A 17,089-nucleotide genomic window follows, 5' to 3' on the forward strand; every position below is an offset into this window, starting at 1 on the left:
CAAGAATCGAACCTCACAAGCCGTGCAGAAATTCCCTGCGAATGCCGAACGACTTCATGAAGGATCTGAGCCTCCGTCGCGCTGCGATCGGTGGCCGATCGCAGTCAGTCTCTGCCGCGCCACCTCATCGCCTCGCGCCGCGGCCTTCTCGTACCAAACCATCGCTGCCTCGACGTTCTGCGTCACGCCGTTTCCGGAATGGAGTGTGTCCCCAACCGCAACCTGTGCCGCCGTCATTCCCTGTTCGGCGGCCTGCTCGAACCATTCGAATGCCTTCCGCTGATCCTGCTTGCAGCCCTGCCCTTTCCCCAGCATCACGGCTAGGTTGTATTGCGCCGTCGCGTGGCCCTGGCGCGCTGCGGCCTCGTACCACGTCACGCCCCGGGCAAGGTCCTGCTCGACGCCCTGCCCGGTGCAATACATAACGGCAAGCTTGAACTGCGCCGCGGCGTTGCCGCCCTCGGCGGCCTTGACGATCCAGTTCGCCGCAGCCTGCGGATCCTTGAGGTCGCTCTTGGGATCGGAATACAGCAGCGCCAGCGTGTGCTGGGCCTCGACATGGCCGGCGCTTGCCGCACGCTTGAACCATTGCGCCGCGGCCGCAAGATCGACGGCGCCGCCGGACCTTCCCATATGCAGCCCGCCGAGTTGGAATGCCGCCGCGGGATGACCGACTTCGGCAGCGTCGGTCAAGAGCGTGCGTGCTTGCGCAAGACGCGCTTCGGATGGCTCTTGCTGGATCAGAAACACGGCATAGGCCGTCTTGGCATCGGCATCACCGGCATTGGCGGCCTTGCTCAGCCATTCCGCTGCGCGCACCTGGTCGCGCGGCACGCCGTTGCCCGCCGCGTAGAGCCGGCCGAGTTGCACACCCGCGGCGCTGATGCCGCCTTCGGACGCACGCTCGAACCACTTGATCGCGGTCGCGACATCGCGCGTCACGCCGTTGCCGTTGAGATAGAACACCGCAATGTTGTGGGCCGCCGTGGCGTGGCCGCTCTCGGCCGCGCGTTCGAACCATTTCGCCGCCTGGCGGATGCTGGGCGGGACGCCGGTGCCGGTGGCATAGAAGCGCCCGGTCAAGAATTGCGCCTGCGCGTCGCCGCGGTCGGCCGCCTTCTCGTACCAATACGCCGCCTCGCGCAGATCCGGTTCGGCTGAGGTGCCAAGCGCGTAGAACTCGGCCAATGCCTGGATCGCCGGCAGATAGTCTTTCCGCGCCGCCTTGCGCAACGCGGTCTCGGCCTTGTCGATATCCTTGGCAACGCCTTTGCCGGCGAGCCGCAACAGCGCGATGTTGTAGAGCGCGATCGTATCGTCATGGGCAGCAGCGCTCTGGAACAGTCGTGCAGCTTCGTCGGCATTCTCCGGAAGCCCGGTGCCCTTGAGGCACATGAACGCGAGCGCAACCTGCGCGCGGACATGTCCCTGCTCCGCGGCCTTGTGATACCAGATCGCCGCCTGCGCGAAATCAACGGGAACGCCGCGGCCCTGATAGTACACATCGCCGAGCGCGAATTCGCCGGACGCCGCCTTCTGCTCGGCCGCGGCCTCGTACCAGCGCAACGCGGTTGCGTGATCCTTCGTGCAGCCCCATCCGTTGGCGTACATGTCGCCGAGGATCGCCTGGGCCTCCGCCTTGCCGGCTTCCGCCGCCACCGACATCCAGAGGAAAGCGGCATCGATATCCTTGGGCACGCCGATTCCGTTCGGGAAGACCAGATCGTGCAGGTTGGTCGCCTTGTCACCCAAACGCGCCGCAGTGGACTGCCGCCACATCTCGGGCCTGTTCGGCCCGACCGTGGCCTTGACCCCATTGAGGTAGATCAGGCCAAGCTGAAATTGCGCTTCGGTATGTCCGTTCAGCGCGGCGCGTTCATACCACGCGACGGCGTCCGGAAGATTGCCGATAACACCCTCATTCCTCGCGTAGAGCAGCCCGATCCGGTAATCCGCTTCCGGATTGCCGGCTCGCGACGCGAGCCGCCAAAGGCGCAGCGCCTCGAGATATTGCCGGGCCTCATACGCCGCCAGCCCCCGTTCAAACTGCTTTGAGTCTGAACGGGACGAACCGGGCCGGAGCAAGTCGAGCAGGGATCGCGCCGACACCGTCATGGCTCGCGCATTGCCTCCTTTGCACTGCGCAGCATGCCGCCGAGCAGATACATCGCCACCGAGCGGGTGCCGACATTGACATCGCCCTGCAGCGTCATGCCGGGGATAAGGCGGAAGTTCGCCGGAACGTCCTTGAAGTTGGTCGCGTCGACCGAGCACCGCGCCTTGTAGTAGGCGTCGACGGGCTTGCCGTCATCATCGGTCGTGAAGGCGCCTTCGCTGATCCAGCGAACCTTGCCTTCCGCCGTGCCGTGCTCCGCCGCGTTAAAGGCATCGATCTTCATGGTGCAGGGGTCGTTCGGCCGCACGAAGCCGACATCGCGCGACAGGATCTGAATCTCGGCCTCGAGCCGCGTCTTGAGCGGCATCAGCGTAATGAAGGGATCGCCCGGCTTCAGCACCGATCCGACCGAGAGCTTGCCGAGGGTCAGAACGACCGACGGCTCGGCAGCGGTCCAGCGCACCAGGTCCTGATGCTTGATGGCCTTGTCATAGGATGCGCGGGCGGTATCCAGGCTGTTGCGCGTCGTGACCAGATCCTGGCTCAGCTGCGCGTTCCATTGCTCGATGAAGGCTCTGCGATCCGCTTTCAGCGAATCCAGCTGGTGTTGCGCCTCCAGCAGGCTGTTGTGCGTGTTGTCGATCTGGCGCAGCAACTCCAGGCGCGTGTCCTGCGACAGATACAGGTTCAGCTTGGACCCGCTGCCGCTTTCGGCAAGCGTCGAGCGCATGTCCTCGATCTTGCCGGCGATCTCGGCACGCTGAGCATATCGCTCGTCGTCCTTCTTCGCCTTCTGGATCGTCGCTTCGGTCTGACTGATCTTGGAATCGTAGCTGGTCACCTGCGCGTTGTACTGGGCAACACGCTGATCGTAGAGCGCCTTTTGCAAGGCGTTATACCTCGTAACTTCCGGATCCGTGGACTGGGCGAAGGACAACGGCTTGCCGGACAATTCAGCCTCGTCACGGGCGACCTGTGCGTCCAGGCTCGCAATCTGCGACTTGTACTGCGCCACATCGGCGGCGGTGAAGGTCGAGTCCAAGGTCGCGAGCAATTGTCCCGTCTCAACCTGCTGACCGTCCCGGACATCGATCGTCTTGATGATCGACGCGTCCAGGGCCTGCAGCACGTTGATCTGATCGACGGGAACGATCCTGCCGCTCGAGCTCGAGATCACCCGATCGACGCGCGTGAAGCACATGATCGCCACAACGGATAGCAGGAGCCCCGCCAGGAGGAACAGCGTCGCGCGCGCCAGCAACGGCTCGGCGGCTTCGCGGATGGCGTCGGTTTCGGACTGGAACTGGCGAACGGTCGCGAGCGACGCTTGATTACGAGACAAGGGTCGGGCTCCTGAAGTTCTTTTCGTTGCGGCCCGCCGGAACCAGGTGCGTATTCTGCTGGTACCAGAGCGAGCTATAGATGTCGTTTCGTTCCAGAAGCTCGTCGTGGCGGCCGATATCGTTAACTACGCCGCGATTGAGCACGAGGATCGCATCGGCCTTGGTCAGCGACGACAGGCGGTGCGAGATGATGATCAACGTGCGCCCTTGTGCAATCCGCGAAATGTTCGCGTTCACAATCGTCTCGCTCTCGGCATCGAGCGCGCTGGTCGCTTCGTCCAGGATCAGGATCGGCGGATTGACGATCAGTGCTCTTGCGATCGCAAGGCGCTGACGCTGGCCGCCGGAGAGATTGGTGGATCCCTCGTAGATATAGGTCTCATAGCCGCGCGGCAGCTTGTCGATGAATTCCTCGGCGCCGGCAAGGCGCGCCGCCCTGACAACGTCGTCGAAGGTCGCATCGGGCTTTGCCGCCGCGATATTCTCGCGGATCGTGCCGCTGAACAGGAAGTTCTCCTGCAACACGACGCCGATATTGCGCCGGAGATGGTCGACATCGTATTCGCGAACATCGACACCGTCGACCTTGATCAACCCGCCGTAGTCCGAGTGCAAGCGCTGCAACAACCGCGTGATCGTGGTCTTCCCCGAGCCACTCTTGCCCATCACGCCGAGCGTCGTACCGCGCGGAATCTCGAAGGAGACGTTGTTCAGCGCCGGCGACACCGCCCCCTTGTACTGGAAGGTGACGCCGGAGAATTCGACCAGGCCCTTCAGCGGAACCCTCACGCCATGTCCGGAACGTCCCTCCTCGGGCGGCTGATTGACCAGCCTGCCGACGATCGTGACCGCCGAGCGTGCCTCGTCATACTGGTTGATGAGCTGGGCCATCTGCATCAGCGGGCCGGCGACCCGCTGCGACAGCATCAGAAAGGCAAACAACGCCCCGACGTAGACCGGGTCGCCGCTGCTCAGGGCAAGGTAGACGCCGAACGCATAGGTACCGCTCACCGCCAACCGTTCCAACGGACGCACCAGCGTCTGGATGGCGGTTCCGGTCATGCCTTCCGCAAGACGCGCCTTGGCGACGCGCGCCACAAGCACATCCCACATGTGACGCTGTCGCGTATCGAGCGCCAGCGACTTGATCGTCCGCATGCCGTTCAGGCTCTGGATCAGAAATGCGCCCTGGGCGCCTTCAGCCGCTATAGTTGCCGCGGACTTCTTCCGATAGGTCGGCAGCATCAGGATAAGCCAGGCGACGATCAGGCCGACAAAGGCGAGAACCATCAGCGTCATGATCGGGCTGAAGAAGAACATGACGGGCAGAAAGAAAAACAGCGTCGTCGAATCGAGAATGGTTCCGAACAACTGCCCGGTCAGAAAGCCGCGAATCCGGAACACCTCGCGGATATCCCGCGAAATCAGGCCGACAGGGTTCTGTTCGAAATAGTCGATCGGAAGGTTGAGCACCTTTTCGAACACGTAGGTCGACAGTTTGACGTCAAGCCGTGCCGTCAGGCGCTGAACCAGATACTGGCGCAGGAACGAGAATGCCGCCTCGAACAGGATGATCACCAGCATCCCGATGCACAGCACGTAGAACGTGTTGTAGGCCTTGTAGAAGATCACCTTGTCCGAGAGCAGTCGCCAGAACGTGATCGGCGCCAGGCCCATGAAACCAAGGATCAGCGCAGCGATCGATACGTCGCGCAGGATGCGCCGTTCCCGGAACAGCAACGCGGTGACAAAGCCGAAGCTGAACGGCTGGGTCTCGTCCGAAATTTCGTAGTCGCGCTTGGCCATGACGACGTCGCCCGACCAGATGTCCTCAAAGCGCGGTTGATCGATGATCAGCAGCGCGTCCTCACTCGCGTTCGGATCCTGCAAGACCACCCGGGAGCTGTTTTCATCGCCCTCGAGGCGCAGCAATACCATGTGGCTGCCGTCGCGCAGCCGAACAATCGCCGGCAGCGCCCGCTTGAGGTGGCTCAGCCCCTGCCAATCCAGCGTGACGGCCTTGGCCGTCATGCCCGAGGAATTCGCACACTTCAGAAGCTCGGGCAGCGTGACTTCCTGGTCGCCCAGCAGATTGTCGTGGATCAGCTGGGTCGGCGTCAGGTGCAAACCGTGCTGCCGTGCCACGATGACGAGGCAGGCGAGACCCGAGGGTGGCAGCGCCTCCACCGAAGGTGCGCCGACGAGCGAGAGGTGTTTGGTCATGGAGGCCTCGGAGTTTCGACTGCGCATGATCACGGGGATCGGGCGAGTTATAACTTATCATTGTTAGTTCGCTAACGCAGCATTTTCAGCGCACCGGTCAAAAAAGATATTTGAGCGGCAGGCCCGAAAGCCGGTTTCGAACATTGCCGTGGAAGGTTAATCGCGGAACTTTATAACATTTAGCAACATCTGCGATTACGGGACGGCGGTCACCGTCTCCCGGAAGTCGAAACCGCAGGCCTCGAGCTGCGGCCGGATCCGCTCCTCCCGGGCCTGCGGCATCAGCGCCAGCGCGCAAATCTCGAAATTCCCGCTGCGGACGGAAACGGTCGGAAAGCCGGCGCTGAGCAGCAGGTTTCCCATCCGGTCGCACGAAAAGCCGGTTTTGTGCGCCATGTGGTGGCGCCCCTGCTCGATGGCGCCGGAGTGTCCGTAGATCATATCCAGCGGCCGGATCGGACCGGCCGGCGAGACATAGGCGATCGCGCCGAGGCCCCGGGTCAGCATGTGCTGAGCCACCGCCTCCAGGTCGGGCGACATGATCAGCGCGAAGCCGTCCGGTTTGAGGACTTCACGAAACTGGACAAATGTCGGGTGAACCTCATGGGCATAGAGATGCTCCATGACATGCGAGCACCAGATCGCATCGAACGAGGCCAGCGGGAACAAGAGGGAGAGGTCGGTGATCGACCCGACGACATCCGGGCTCACCTCGCCGTCGATGTCCAATCGAATCTCCTCCCACTCATGCGATGTCAGGAGCGGCTGGATCCGCTTGTTGACCGTCGATCCAGCGCCGGCATTCAGCATTTTCTTCTTGGCCAATTCGAGAGCTCCGCGGGGTTCGCGTGACGTCAATCGAGCACGCCTTTACAAAAGCTACGTGGTCCGAATGTGACGAACTAACTTCTAACATCCGCTGGCGGAGATGCCAGGCGGGGAACTTGTGATGGAGGGGAGCAGATTCGACGCGGATCGGTCGACAAAGTTCCGATCTTAACATTCGTATGCAGGAAATCGCCGCCTCAACTGGTGTCGAGACGGCGCTTCGCCTGATGCAAATCCGGGATCGATCCTCACAGCCTGGTGACCGTCGTTGAAGATCAGGTATTCAACGTTGCTGACCTGGGGCGCTTGATCGATCGTGGAGCTGATCGCGGCCTGGAGCTGCGTCTGGTTCAGGCTCTGCGTCACCGTCGATATAGCTCCTGCCAATCGCAAAAGCGCCGCCTCAACCAGAGTTGAGACGGCGCCTTTGCTTAGTTCAGGTTCGCTTGGTTCAGACTTGGGATATTACAGCTTGGTCGAGTGACCATCGTTGAAGATCAGGTATTCGATGTTGCTGATCTGGGTCACCTGGCCATTGCTGAAGTTGACGTCCAGAGAACCATCCTTGCCGGCAGTGATACCGGTCACGTCGGTCGAGGAATGATCGAGGAAGGTCAGGGAGTCCTTGCTGCCTGCGCCACCGTCGATGGTGTCGCTGCTGTGGAGGTTGGACAGGTAGAAGTAGTCCTGACCAGCGCCGCCGACCATCGACGCCGTACCGGTCGCGGAGCCGACGAACGAGTCGTTGCCGGCGCCACCAATGAGCGTCTGGGTACCCGACCCGGCGACGAGCGTGTCGTTGCCGGCGCCGCCGTACAGGGTGTCGTTGCCGGCACCGCCGTACAGCGAGTCGTTGCCGCCGCCGCCGTAGAGCGAGGTCGCGTGCGAGGCGTCGCTGCCCGAGTAGATGATGTCGTTGCCGGCACCACCGTATTCCGCAACGGTGCCGGTGCCGCCAACCAGCAGGTCGTTGCCGGCGCCGCCATACAGCGTATCGGCACCCGCACCGCCATACAGCGAATCGTTGCCTGCACCGCCCTCGAGGGTCGAGCCGTGCGACGCATCCGAGTTCGAGTAGAGCGCGTCGTTGCCGGCGCCACCGATGAGCTGATTGTTGCCCGAACCGCCGACCAGGACGTCATTGCCCTTGCCGCCCTCGAGGGTCGACGAGGTGCCGCCGTAAAGCGTATCGTTGCCGGAGCCACCGATCAGGGTGTCGGCGCCGGTGCCGACCAGCAGATCGTTGCCCGAGCCGCCGTCCAGCGTGCTGTGACCGGAGAGGTTGTCGACAATCACGTCGTTGCCGCGGCCGCCGACGAGCGAGTCGTGACCCGAACCGCCGAAGATCGTGTCGTTGCCGTTGCCGGCAAGAACCGTCGTGTCACCGGTGTTGTTGATGTAGATCTGATCGTTGCCGTTACCGGTCGCGACCAGCACCGGGGTGCTGCCGTTCACTGTCAGCGTGACGTCCTGGTTGGTCGCCTCGATGATCGCCTTCAGGTTGGCGTCGGTGTTAACAGTGTTATTTGCGTTGGTTTCGATGAGAACGTTGGCGTTCGGATCCGGGTTGCTGATGCCGGCCCCTTCCTGCACCGGAATCGTCGCGCCATTGTCCGGGCTGGTGTACCCGATCCCAGCATTGATCAGATAGTCAAGAATCTGTTGCTGGGTTGCATGATCGATTGTGCCGTGGATCGCTGCTTTGAGGTCCGTTTGGTCTAGATTGTAAGTCGCCATCGAGGTAGCCCCTGCTTGGGATACGAGGATTCAAGCCGCTCGCCCGCACTTAAGCCGTTGATTCACAACCGGTTTGTTGCGACGCAACCCAAAAGTGGACACACGTTACGAACTTGTTAAGTCCATTGTTAAGTCCGCAATTACGCAGTGTCAATCGGCAATGTGCTATTAACGTCTGGTTCCCTGAGACTTATGTGAGACTTAGCGCGATTTCGAATACGAAATAACATTCAATGCACACAACTCAGAAATGTTAGCCGCGACGCAAAAAAGGGTAGTGATTATACGGGGTTTCATCGGGTCCGCCGACCGCATCGGAGCGCGGAATTTTGCAGTCGTTGCGCTGCTTTCGACGCGATTTTTTGATCTGAAAAAATATTTCTGCGCCGCGTGAGAGCTTTTCCAAAAAAGCGTCAAACTTCACAACCGGCCAGCAAACTGACCGGCATTATTGCGCTTCCTGGTTGCGGATTGCCGCTCCGGGTCGGGCGGAAATCGCGTAATCGGCCGCAGATTCGAGGCGATTCCCTCACCGACCAGGGTCGGTGCGGAGCCATGTCGGATGCCGCACATAACAAATTAACACAGATTTGCCGCGAGTTGTTAGCAGCGCGGCCCGGCCGATGGCCTCCGATCGGGCAAGACGGCCACCGGCCGCGATCGTCCTCCGGTCGCGCGCGCGTAGACCGCCTCAAGCTGTCGAAGGTTCTCAGCCGGCGCGTAGAGTTCGAGGTAGGCGGCCCGTGCGGCCCGCCCCCAGTCCGCAGCAAGGTCCGCGGCGCCGAGGGTGTCGGCGATCGCGCGTCGGAGCGCAGCCGCATCGCCCGGCGGCACCAGCGCGCCGGTCCTGCCGGCACTCACCACCTCGGCAAGTCCGCCGATCTCGGAGGCAATCACCGGCGTGCCGCGCGCAAACGCCTCGACCACGACCATCGGAAAGCCCTCGTACCAGAGCGACGGCACGACCAAGGCCTGCGCTTTCGCCATTTCCCGCAGCACCTCCGCGCGCGAAAGCGCACCAAGGAACGTCACATCGCCGGACGCCCGCGCCGCGAGCGCGGCGCGCTCCGGGCCCTCGCCCACGATCCGCAGCCGCACGTCGGTCCCGGCAACGGCATCGAGCAGCACCCCGACGCCCTTCTCGCGGCTCAGCCGTCCGACATAGAGCAATCCGGCACGCGGCGCGGCCGGATCGGGCGCGCCGGGATCAGCCATGAAATTCGGCTTCACGTCGATCCGGTCCGCGTCGAAGCCGGCCTGCGCGAACAGGGTCTTGGCAAATTGCGTTAGCGCGATCAGGCGCAGCCCGGGACGCGTCCAGGTGCCGCGGCGCTGGTGCTGCGCGATCATGTAGGCCGAGGCCATCGAGCCGGCGAGCGATCCGCGGTAGCAGCGATGCGCAACGCCCCAGAGATGGCCGCGGTCCAGGCATTTGTGGCAGATGCGGCCATCCCGCAGCAACATGCCGCCGGTGCAGATGGTGCGATAATTGTGCAGCGTCACCACCGCGGGCACGCCCCTTTGCCGGCAGAGATCGAACACCGCGGGCGACAGCAGCGGAAAGAAATTGTGGACGTGCACGACTTCGGGGCGGAAGCGGTCGATCGCATCCGCCATGACCCTGCTGCCGTCCGCATTGTCGGCGATCGACAGCGTGGTCGCGATCCGCGCCGCAAGCGAATTGATCGTCTCGTTGCTGACCGTGAGGGTTTCCACACTGTGTCCCGCGCCGCGCAGCAGGCCGACTTCGGCCTCGAACACAACGTCCTCGCCGCCGCGCCCCTGAAATCTGTTGTGAGCGACCAGGATCTTCATGATCGGGGCGCCAAGTCTCGCGACCAGCGCAGCTCCGTCACCAGGCTTTGGCCGGCGGCAAGCGCACCGGAGCCGATCAGCGTGGTCGCCGGCACTTTCAGATCGAACGACGGCGAGTACCAGCCGGCGGGCACGGCCTCGTCACCACGATATGACGTCCAGCTGAGCCCGGCGGGCAGATCGAGCTCGCCGCGTCCGCCCGGCCATGCGAGCTGCGCCGTGCGCCCCTCGAGCCTGCATTCAACCTCGGGACCGAGATGCCAACTGAGGCTCGCCGGCACCGCACGTCTTTCGTCGCCAAATCCTTCATCCCCAAGCACAATATCGGTGACGACGAGCCGCGCCGCCTGACGCTGCAGATGCACCGAGCGGCGATGCACGAGACCCGCTTCGTCGCGATATCCCGTGTGCTCCGCGACCCAGCTCGCGTCTGCATCACGATTATCCAGGCCACTGGTCGCGATCAGCCGGCTCTGCGCATGCCGGGTCCAGAGGAACGGCCCGCCCGACACCGATTGGTCGCGCGCCAACAGGCAGAGCGTGTTGTGGCCCAGCGTGGAGCGGAAATAGGCGCGCCAGCGCGGATCGCCGTGATAGCAATAGGTGCCGGGGTCGGCGAGGACATCGACGCCGGCGATCCTGCATTCAAGCGACAGCGCATCGGCATGGGCATGCGCGGCGATCCGGCCGAAGCCGTGCGGACCGTGGTCGCAGCGGCACCAGACCGCGCGCTCGGCATCGACGAGAAAGGCTTGTCCTGCCTCAGCCAGCAGATGCGGACGGCGCTGCGGCCGTCCCGCGATCGCGCGCCCCGCGATGCCGTCGGTCAGCACAAAGCTGCGCAAATCGGACTCCGGCAATGGCGGCCACCACGGCAGATCGCCGAACAGGCGCGCGCCGGTGGCGAGCAAGCCGAGCCAGCGATTGCCGGCGTGATCGTCGAGCAGCAGGCCAATGCCGTCGTCGCCATCGCCCTGACGCGGCGGATGCGCGCGATCGTCCAGCATCGCGGCAATGACGTCGCTCATCCGGCACATATTGGCCCAGACCGCGTCGTCAAGCGGATGTCCCGACGCTTCGCCCTGCACCGCCGCGGCGAGCAAAAGTTCGAGGACAAAGCCGTGATAATCGGTGGCGAGCTCGGCGTTGCTGCCGCAGCCAAGGGTTTGCGCAACCGCCTCATGCGCCAGCGTCGCTGAGGATTGCGCACGCCAGCGCGCACTGTCGCGGAAACAGGGAAACACACAGGCCGCCACGAACTGTCCGGCAGCCTCCGCGATGATGTGGTTGTTGGCGGACGAGCCCCGGCTTGGAAACTGCGACAGCCAGTATTGATGGGCATAAAGCTGCGTCAGGAACTGATCGTTGTCCTCGAATAGCGCAGGCGCACCGGGCCAGCCCTGCAACAGCTGGCGCACCCAGGCCCAGGAGATCAGCCGCACGCCGAGCTCGATGCCGCTGATCCAGTGCGGACCGCAGGGAAATGGATTCTCGCGCCACCAGCTCGACAGGTGCTCGGCCACGCGGCTGGCGTAGCGTTGATCCGAGGTCAGGTAGTATGCGGACGCGAGCACCGTGAGATGGTGGTGACGCGACGGCTCCCAGATGTATTTGATGTTTCCGATCGCGGCTTCGTCGCGATACGGAACCGCAAACGCGTACGCACCAGCGGGCGCCCGCTTGCCGCTGCGGACATCGACGAACCAGTCGGGCCGTTCGCCGAGGGCATCATGATCCCTGGCAAAGATCCGCCAGTGTCCGGTGAGAACCCGGTTGGCGGACGCGATCAGCCGCTCGGCGGCTGGCTGCGGCGCGCGGTCCGGCGAAGGCAGCGGCTTCAGCCGCGGCTGCCGCGTGCCCGGCGCGAGCCTGATGCCGGTGCGCCGCGCGAGATCGGGCGGAGCGATCCGCCAAAGCTGGCGCAGCATTTGGTCGTTCACCCGTCCCGCAAGCTCGGACGGCTCCATGCGCCGCAGCCTGCGCAGATACCAGGCCGGATTCATCTCGCGCCGGTCGCGGCGCGCGCGGCGCCCTGCTCTGCGACGTCACGCGTCAGATCGACCGGCATGCCGGCGGCCGCGCTCTCCTGCACCGCAAGCGTTGCGCGGGTGGTCGCAAGCAGGGAATCCAGCCCGATCGGCATCGCGCTCCCCGCTGCGACAGCCGCGATGAAGGCATCCAGCATCGGCCGCTGGCCCTTGTCCAGCCGCGCTTTTTTCGTCGTCCGCTGTCCGGCGTGCCAGACCTCGAAGCCTGCGAAATTATCGAAGGCGGCAAAGCCGGTGCTTGCCGATATTTCGAGCGCCTCCTTCGGCACCCGTGGATCGCCGCCGGTGAGATAGCTGAGGCTCGCAACCGAGCCGTCGGCAAAGTCGAAGGTGGCGACGAGATTGTCGACATCCCTGCCCGCGGCGCGCGCGGAGACGCGCACCGGCTCAGTGCCGAGCCACCACGACAACACGTCGATGAAATGGCCGCCTTCGCCGACAAAGCGGCTGCCCTCGCTCTCGGCCTGCAAATACCAGGATGATTTCTCCAACGGGCCGGCGATGACCCGATACTGCAGGGTCTGCGGACCTGCCGGAGCGAATGCCGCGCGCATCGCTTGCAGCAGCGGCGAGAAGCGGCGGTTGAAGCCGACCATCAGCCTGTTGTTGCCGGTCTCGCGGATCACCTGCTCCAATTGGCCGAGCGAACCGGCATCGATCGCCAGCGGCTTTTCGACGAACACCGCCTTGCCGGCACGCAACGCTTGCACCGCAAGGCCGGCATGGGAGGCGTGGCGCGTCGCGATCAGCACCGCGTCGATGTCGTCGGCGCCGAGCACGGAGGCGGCATCGGTCGAGGCGCGCGCGAAGCCGAACTTGCGCACCGCGGTCGCGCCGCTCAAGCCGGTATTGGTGGCGACCTCGACCAGATCGACGCGTGCGTTGTTCGCGAGCTGCGGCAGCAGCATGCTGGAGGCATAATTGCCCGCGCCAATGACGCCGAGCCGCACCCGGCCGCTGCGCAGGGCAAGCGCCGGACGATAGGTCATCTGCATCGTGCGGGGAGCGGCGTCCGGATAGGCGAACACCATGCCGAGGCCGACTTCGCCCCGGCTCATGCGCTCAAATGCCGATGTTGCCTGCTCCAGCGGCACTGTTTCGGAAATCAGCGAGGAAAAATCGAGCCGTCCGTCGGCGAGCAGGGCTACGATCGCCTCCATGTTGCGCTTCTCGGTCCAGCGCACATGACCGATCGGATAATCGATGCCGCCCTCCTCGTAGAGCGGATCGTAGCGGCCGGGGCCGTAGGAGCGCGAAAAGCGAACGTCGAGCTCCTTGTCGTAGAATTCGTTCCACGGCAGGTTCAGCGTGCATTTGCCGATATCGACGATGCGGCCGCGGTCGCGCAGCAACGCCGCCGAACGCGATGCCAGCTCGGGATCGTCGCTGCCTGCGGTGATGAACACGCAATCGACGCCGTTGCCTGCGGTCAGCTGATCGATCCGGGCGCGAAAGGACGCCGCGCCATCGTCGGCTGCGACGGCGCAGGCCGCAGCCCCCGCAGACTCGGCCTGCCGACAGCGCGCCTCCAGCCTGTCGAGCCCCGTGACCACGACTCCGGCGCCGCGCAGCAGGCGCACCATGATCTGCCCGATCAGGCCAAGGCCGATCACGCAGGCGGTCTCGCCGAAACGGATCTCCGACTGGCGCATCGCCTGCAGCGCGATCGACGCGATGGTGGTGAAGGCGGCCTGGTCGAGCGCGGCGCTGTCCGGCAGCGGCACGCAGAGGTTGACCGGCACCCAATTGTATTCGGCGTGGGTCGCATATTGATTGCCGCCGCAGCAGACCCGCTGTCCGACCGAGAAGCCGCCGACGCCCTCGCCCACTTCGACGACGGTGCCCGACAGCGAGTAGCCGAGCGGCGTGTAGGAATCGAGCCGGTTCATCACCTTCTGGTAGGTCGCAAGCAATCCCTGCTGGCGGACCGAGCGCGCCACCTTGGCGACCTGATCGGGCCGCGCGCGCGCCTTGCCGAGCAGCGACAGGCGGCCTTCGGTGAACTTCATCATCTCGGTGCCGGTCGACACCGCCGAGAATGCCGTGCGCACCAAAACCCCGCCGGGGCGGCAGCGCGGCGCCGGCACATCGATCAGCTTGAGCTCGCCGCTCTTATAGTTCTGCGCGATCTGCTTCACAGTCGGTCAATCGCCTCACGTTAACAGCGCCCTTGTATCGCGCCCGCCGCCTGCAATGAAGCCAAGAACATCGATATAGTTATCCCGCGGCCGGGGTTTAACATCGTTATCATTCCAGCAACAGCACCGGTTTCGGCGAGATCTCGACCTCGCCATTGGCGACAGCTCCTTCGCCGCCGTCGAGACCCTGGTAACGGCTGAAATGCGGATCGACCCGGGTGAGCGACCGGCCCTTGGTGCTCCAGAGGATCAGGCCGTTGCGGCCATCCGGCATGCGAAGCTCGACCCGCCACGTCGACGGCGACGTCCTGCCTGCGGCCACGACGCTGGCGCCGACCAACCACGACTGGACCGTGCGGTAGGCAATTCCGCTCGGAAGCAGCCCGCGTGCCGGATCCCATAATTTTCCAAAGTCGCTGCCGCCGCCGGCAAACTCGTACCAATAGAACCGGTCGACGCCGCTGATCCATTTCAGGATGTAGGCCCGCGCCAGGCACCCGTCCGGATTGTCCTCATAGGACGACCAGCCCGCCTCGGTGTCCCAGATCGGCCGTGCCGGGAGATCGTGCGCGGCGAGGATCTGCTTGAAGCGCGCAATGATGCCAATCACCGCTTCGGGTTCGCTGCTATAGCCGTGGAAGGCGAACACATCGGCATATTGGCCGCCGCCTTGCGCCATGAAGCCCTTTTGCCAGCGATATCCGTCGGGTGTGCCGTTGGACGGCGGCGTCAGCACGATCAGATCGGGATCGGCGCCCTTGATGATCTCGTAGGCCCGCTTCTGCATCTGGACCATGGTGGCGATATCGCCCGAGTAATATTTGGGATCTTCCGGCTCGTTCCAGATTTCCCAGTATTTGATGCGTCCGGCGGCGCGTGTGACGGCGGCGCGCACCCATTGATCCCATGACGCCAGATCGGCAGGTGGCGAGCTTGCGCCGGGTGTGAACGCCGGCGGCGCATCCTTCACCGACGCGGCCCAGCGCGGCGTGAAGGCGAGATTGAGCACGATATCGACGTGCTCGCGCTCCGCCGCCGCAAGGATGGCGTCGAAGCGCGCCCAGTTATAGATCCCGGGCGCCGGATTGATCTGCGCCCAGTAGATCGCGCCCCACAGCCGAACGCCCTCGAATTTCAGTTCAGGCCAGGGTTGCGATTGCCCGATCGCGTTGACCGTCATGCCGAACAGCGTCGGCGGGACCACCGCGTTCAGACGGCTCGCAACGAGCGCATCGTTTGAGGTCGAGCCGGCCCACAGCAACGGCCATTTGTAGGCCAGCGGCGCGAGCGCGCTCAAAACCAGGGCAATCAACGCCCTTTGACCCCATTCCCTCACTTTGCCTGCCATGTCCTCGTCTCGTCGCCGTCACATCCGCGCCGGGATTGCTAAGTGCAAGTCGCGCATGTTAATGCCGATGTTAGTCGGATTGTGATGTTGTTAGGTCAATGGTATAGATCATCGCAGATGTCGAGAGCTGAACCATCACCGCGGCGGATCCTGATCGTCGTCGAGAACCTTCCGGTTCCTTTCGATCGCAGGGTGTGGTGCGAGGCAACGTCGCTGCGGAAGGCGGGCTATCAGGTTTCGGTGATCTGCCCGATGGGCCGCGGTCACGACGAAGCCTACGAATGTCTCGAGGGCATTCACATCTACCGCCATCCGATGCCGGTGGAAGCACGCGGCATCGCCGCCTATCTCATCGAGTATCCGGTCGCACTGTTCTGGGAAACCTGGCTTGCGATCAAGGTGGCGTGGAAGCACGGCTTCGACGTGATCCAGGGCTGCAATCCGCCCGACCTGATCTTCCTGATCGGCCTGTTGTTCAAGCTCGGCGGCAAGCGCTTCGTGTTCGATCATCACGACGTCAATCCCGAGCTCTATGAGGCGAAATTCGGCCGACGGGACTTTTTCTGGCATCTGTTGCGGCTGGTCGAATATCTCACCTTCAAGACGGCGAGCATCTCGATCGCGACCAACGAATCCTATCGCGAGATCGCGGTCACGCGCGGCGGCATGCCGGCCAACCGGGTTTTCGTGGTGCGCTCCGGCCCCAACCTCGAGCGGGTGCGCTTGCGCCCAGACGATCCGGCGTGGCGCCGTGGCCGGCGCTACAGCGTCGGCTATGTCGGCGTGATCGGCCAGTCGGAAGGCATCGATTTGCTGCTGCAGTCGATCGGCCATATCGTGCACGATCTCGTACGCACCGACATCCAATTCAACATCGCCGGCACCGGGCCGGAATGGAACGCGGTGGTCAGGCTCTGCGAGGAGATGCAGCTCTCCGACTATGTGAACTTCACCGGCGCGATCGCCGACGATGCGCTGTTCACGATGCTCTCGACCGCCGATGTCTGCGTCAATCCGGACCGCGTGACGCCGATGAACGACATCTCCACCATGAACAAGATCATGGAGTACATGGCGCTGGGACGGCCGATCGTGCAGTTCGACGTCCGCGAGGGCCGCCGCTCGGCGCTCGATGCCTCGCTCTATGCAGCGAAGAACGACCCGCAGGATTTCGCCAGCAAGATCATGACGTTGATCGACGATCCGTCGCGGCGTCAGACGATGGGCGCGTTCGGCCGCAGCCGCGTCGAGCGCGCACTGTCCTGGAGCCATGAGGAGCCGAAGCTGCTCGCGGCCTATGAGGCGCTGTTCGCCGAGAAGGCCTCGGAGAGCCGTGCGCCACGCGCGAGCGCAACCGCGGAACGGCCGACCTCACAAGCCTCCGGCGTCAACGCCAATGCGGCCGCCGGGCGGGCCTCGCGTTGAACGCGCTGTCGCCTCACTCACGCCAAGCGCGCCGCGGCCACGCGCGCGTTTCCAAGCTGTTGAAGGTC

At 63.9% G+C, this 17,089-nt stretch carries 10 protein-coding genes; 1 reads left to right on the top strand and 9 read right to left on the bottom strand.

All coding sequences use genetic code 11. The features are described 5' to 3' along the window. Window positions 1-54: 54 nt before the first annotated feature. From ACVINW_RS36415 to ACVINW_RS36455, 9 genes are all read right to left on the bottom strand, one after another. Window positions 55-2,109, bottom strand: a complete 2,055-nt coding sequence (locus ACVINW_RS36415; protein WP_456755745.1) for an SEL1-like repeat protein — start codon at window positions 2,107-2,109, stop codon at window positions 55-57. Between the two features lie 2 nt (window positions 2,110-2,111). Then, complete coding sequence (locus tag ACVINW_RS36420; RefSeq protein WP_456755746.1) at window positions 2,112-3,458, bottom strand: HlyD family type I secretion periplasmic adaptor subunit; 1,347 nt, start codon at window positions 3,456-3,458, stop codon at window positions 2,112-2,114. After that, window positions 3,448-5,682, bottom strand: coding sequence for a peptidase domain-containing ABC transporter (locus ACVINW_RS36425; protein WP_456755747.1), 2,235 nt, complete (start codon window positions 5,680-5,682; stop codon window positions 3,448-3,450). Before ACVINW_RS36425 ends, ACVINW_RS36420 begins: the two co-directional genes overlap by 11 nt. Window positions 5,683-5,877: 195 nt before the next feature. Further along, entirely contained in the window at window positions 5,878-6,492 is a 615-nt protein-coding gene (locus ACVINW_RS36430) for a class I SAM-dependent methyltransferase (RefSeq protein WP_456756582.1), read from the bottom strand. A gap of 483 nt (window positions 6,493-6,975) precedes the next feature. Then, complete coding sequence (locus ACVINW_RS36435; RefSeq protein ID WP_456755748.1) at window positions 6,976-8,247, bottom strand: calcium-binding protein; 1,272 nt, start codon at window positions 8,245-8,247, stop codon at window positions 6,976-6,978. A gap of 603 nt (window positions 8,248-8,850) precedes the next feature. Beyond that, the gene (locus ACVINW_RS36440; protein ID WP_456755749.1) at window positions 8,851-10,062 is read right to left on the bottom strand and encodes a glycosyltransferase; all 1,212 of its coding nucleotides are present in this window, start codon (window positions 10,060-10,062) and stop codon (window positions 8,851-8,853) included. Further along, window positions 10,059-12,065 carry an alginate lyase family protein gene (locus ACVINW_RS36445; RefSeq protein ID WP_456755750.1) on the bottom strand — a complete coding sequence of 669 codons (2,007 nt, stop codon included), beginning with the start codon at window positions 12,063-12,065 and terminating at the stop codon, window positions 10,059-10,061. Before ACVINW_RS36445 ends, ACVINW_RS36440 begins: the two co-directional genes overlap by 4 nt. After that, window positions 12,062-14,248 (bottom strand): bi-domain-containing oxidoreductase, encoded by a 2,187-nt coding sequence (locus ACVINW_RS36450; RefSeq protein ID WP_456755751.1) that lies wholly within the window; start codon window positions 14,246-14,248, stop codon window positions 12,062-12,064. The genes ACVINW_RS36445 and ACVINW_RS36450 overlap by 4 nt, the downstream gene beginning before the upstream one ends. Before the next feature lie 109 nt (window positions 14,249-14,357). Next, complete coding sequence (locus tag ACVINW_RS36455; protein WP_456755752.1) at window positions 14,358-15,596, bottom strand: glycosyl hydrolase; 1,239 nt, start codon at window positions 15,594-15,596, stop codon at window positions 14,358-14,360. Between the two features lie 117 nt (window positions 15,597-15,713). Here ACVINW_RS36455 and ACVINW_RS36460 point away from each other — a divergent pair, with 117 nt between their 5' ends. Further along, window positions 15,714-17,021 carry a glycosyltransferase family 4 protein gene (locus ACVINW_RS36460; protein ID WP_456755753.1) on the top strand — a complete coding sequence of 436 codons (1,308 nt, stop codon included), beginning with the start codon at window positions 15,714-15,716 and terminating at the stop codon, window positions 17,019-17,021. Window positions 17,022-17,089: the final 68 nt, after the last annotated feature.

The organism is Bradyrhizobium sp. USDA 4461, from assembly GCF_054055655.1.

Excerpts from the sequence above, each read along its gene's own strand:
- ACVINW_RS36430 (WP_456756582.1), bottom strand. The coding sequence starts at position 6,492 with ATGCTGAATGCCGGCGCTGGATCGACGGTCAACAAGCGGATCCAGCCG.
- ACVINW_RS36460 (WP_456755753.1), top strand. The coding sequence starts at position 15,714 with ATGTCGAGAGCTGAACCATCACCGCGGCGGATCCTGATCGTCGTCGAG.
- ACVINW_RS36440 (WP_456755749.1), bottom strand. The coding sequence starts at position 10,062 with ATGAAGATCCTGGTCGCTCACAACAGATTTCAGGGGCGCGGCGGCGAG.
- ACVINW_RS36435 (WP_456755748.1), bottom strand. The coding sequence starts at position 8,247 with ATGGCGACTTACAATCTAGACCAAACGGACCTCAAAGCAGCGATCCAC.
- ACVINW_RS36445 (WP_456755750.1), bottom strand. The coding sequence starts at position 12,065 with ATGAATCCGGCCTGGTATCTGCGCAGGCTGCGGCGCATGGAGCCGTCC.
- ACVINW_RS36425 (WP_456755747.1), bottom strand. The coding sequence starts at position 5,682 with ATGACCAAACACCTCTCGCTCGTCGGCGCACCTTCGGTGGAGGCGCTG.
- ACVINW_RS36455 (WP_456755752.1), bottom strand. The coding sequence starts at position 15,596 with ATGGCAGGCAAAGTGAGGGAATGGGGTCAAAGGGCGTTGATTGCCCTG.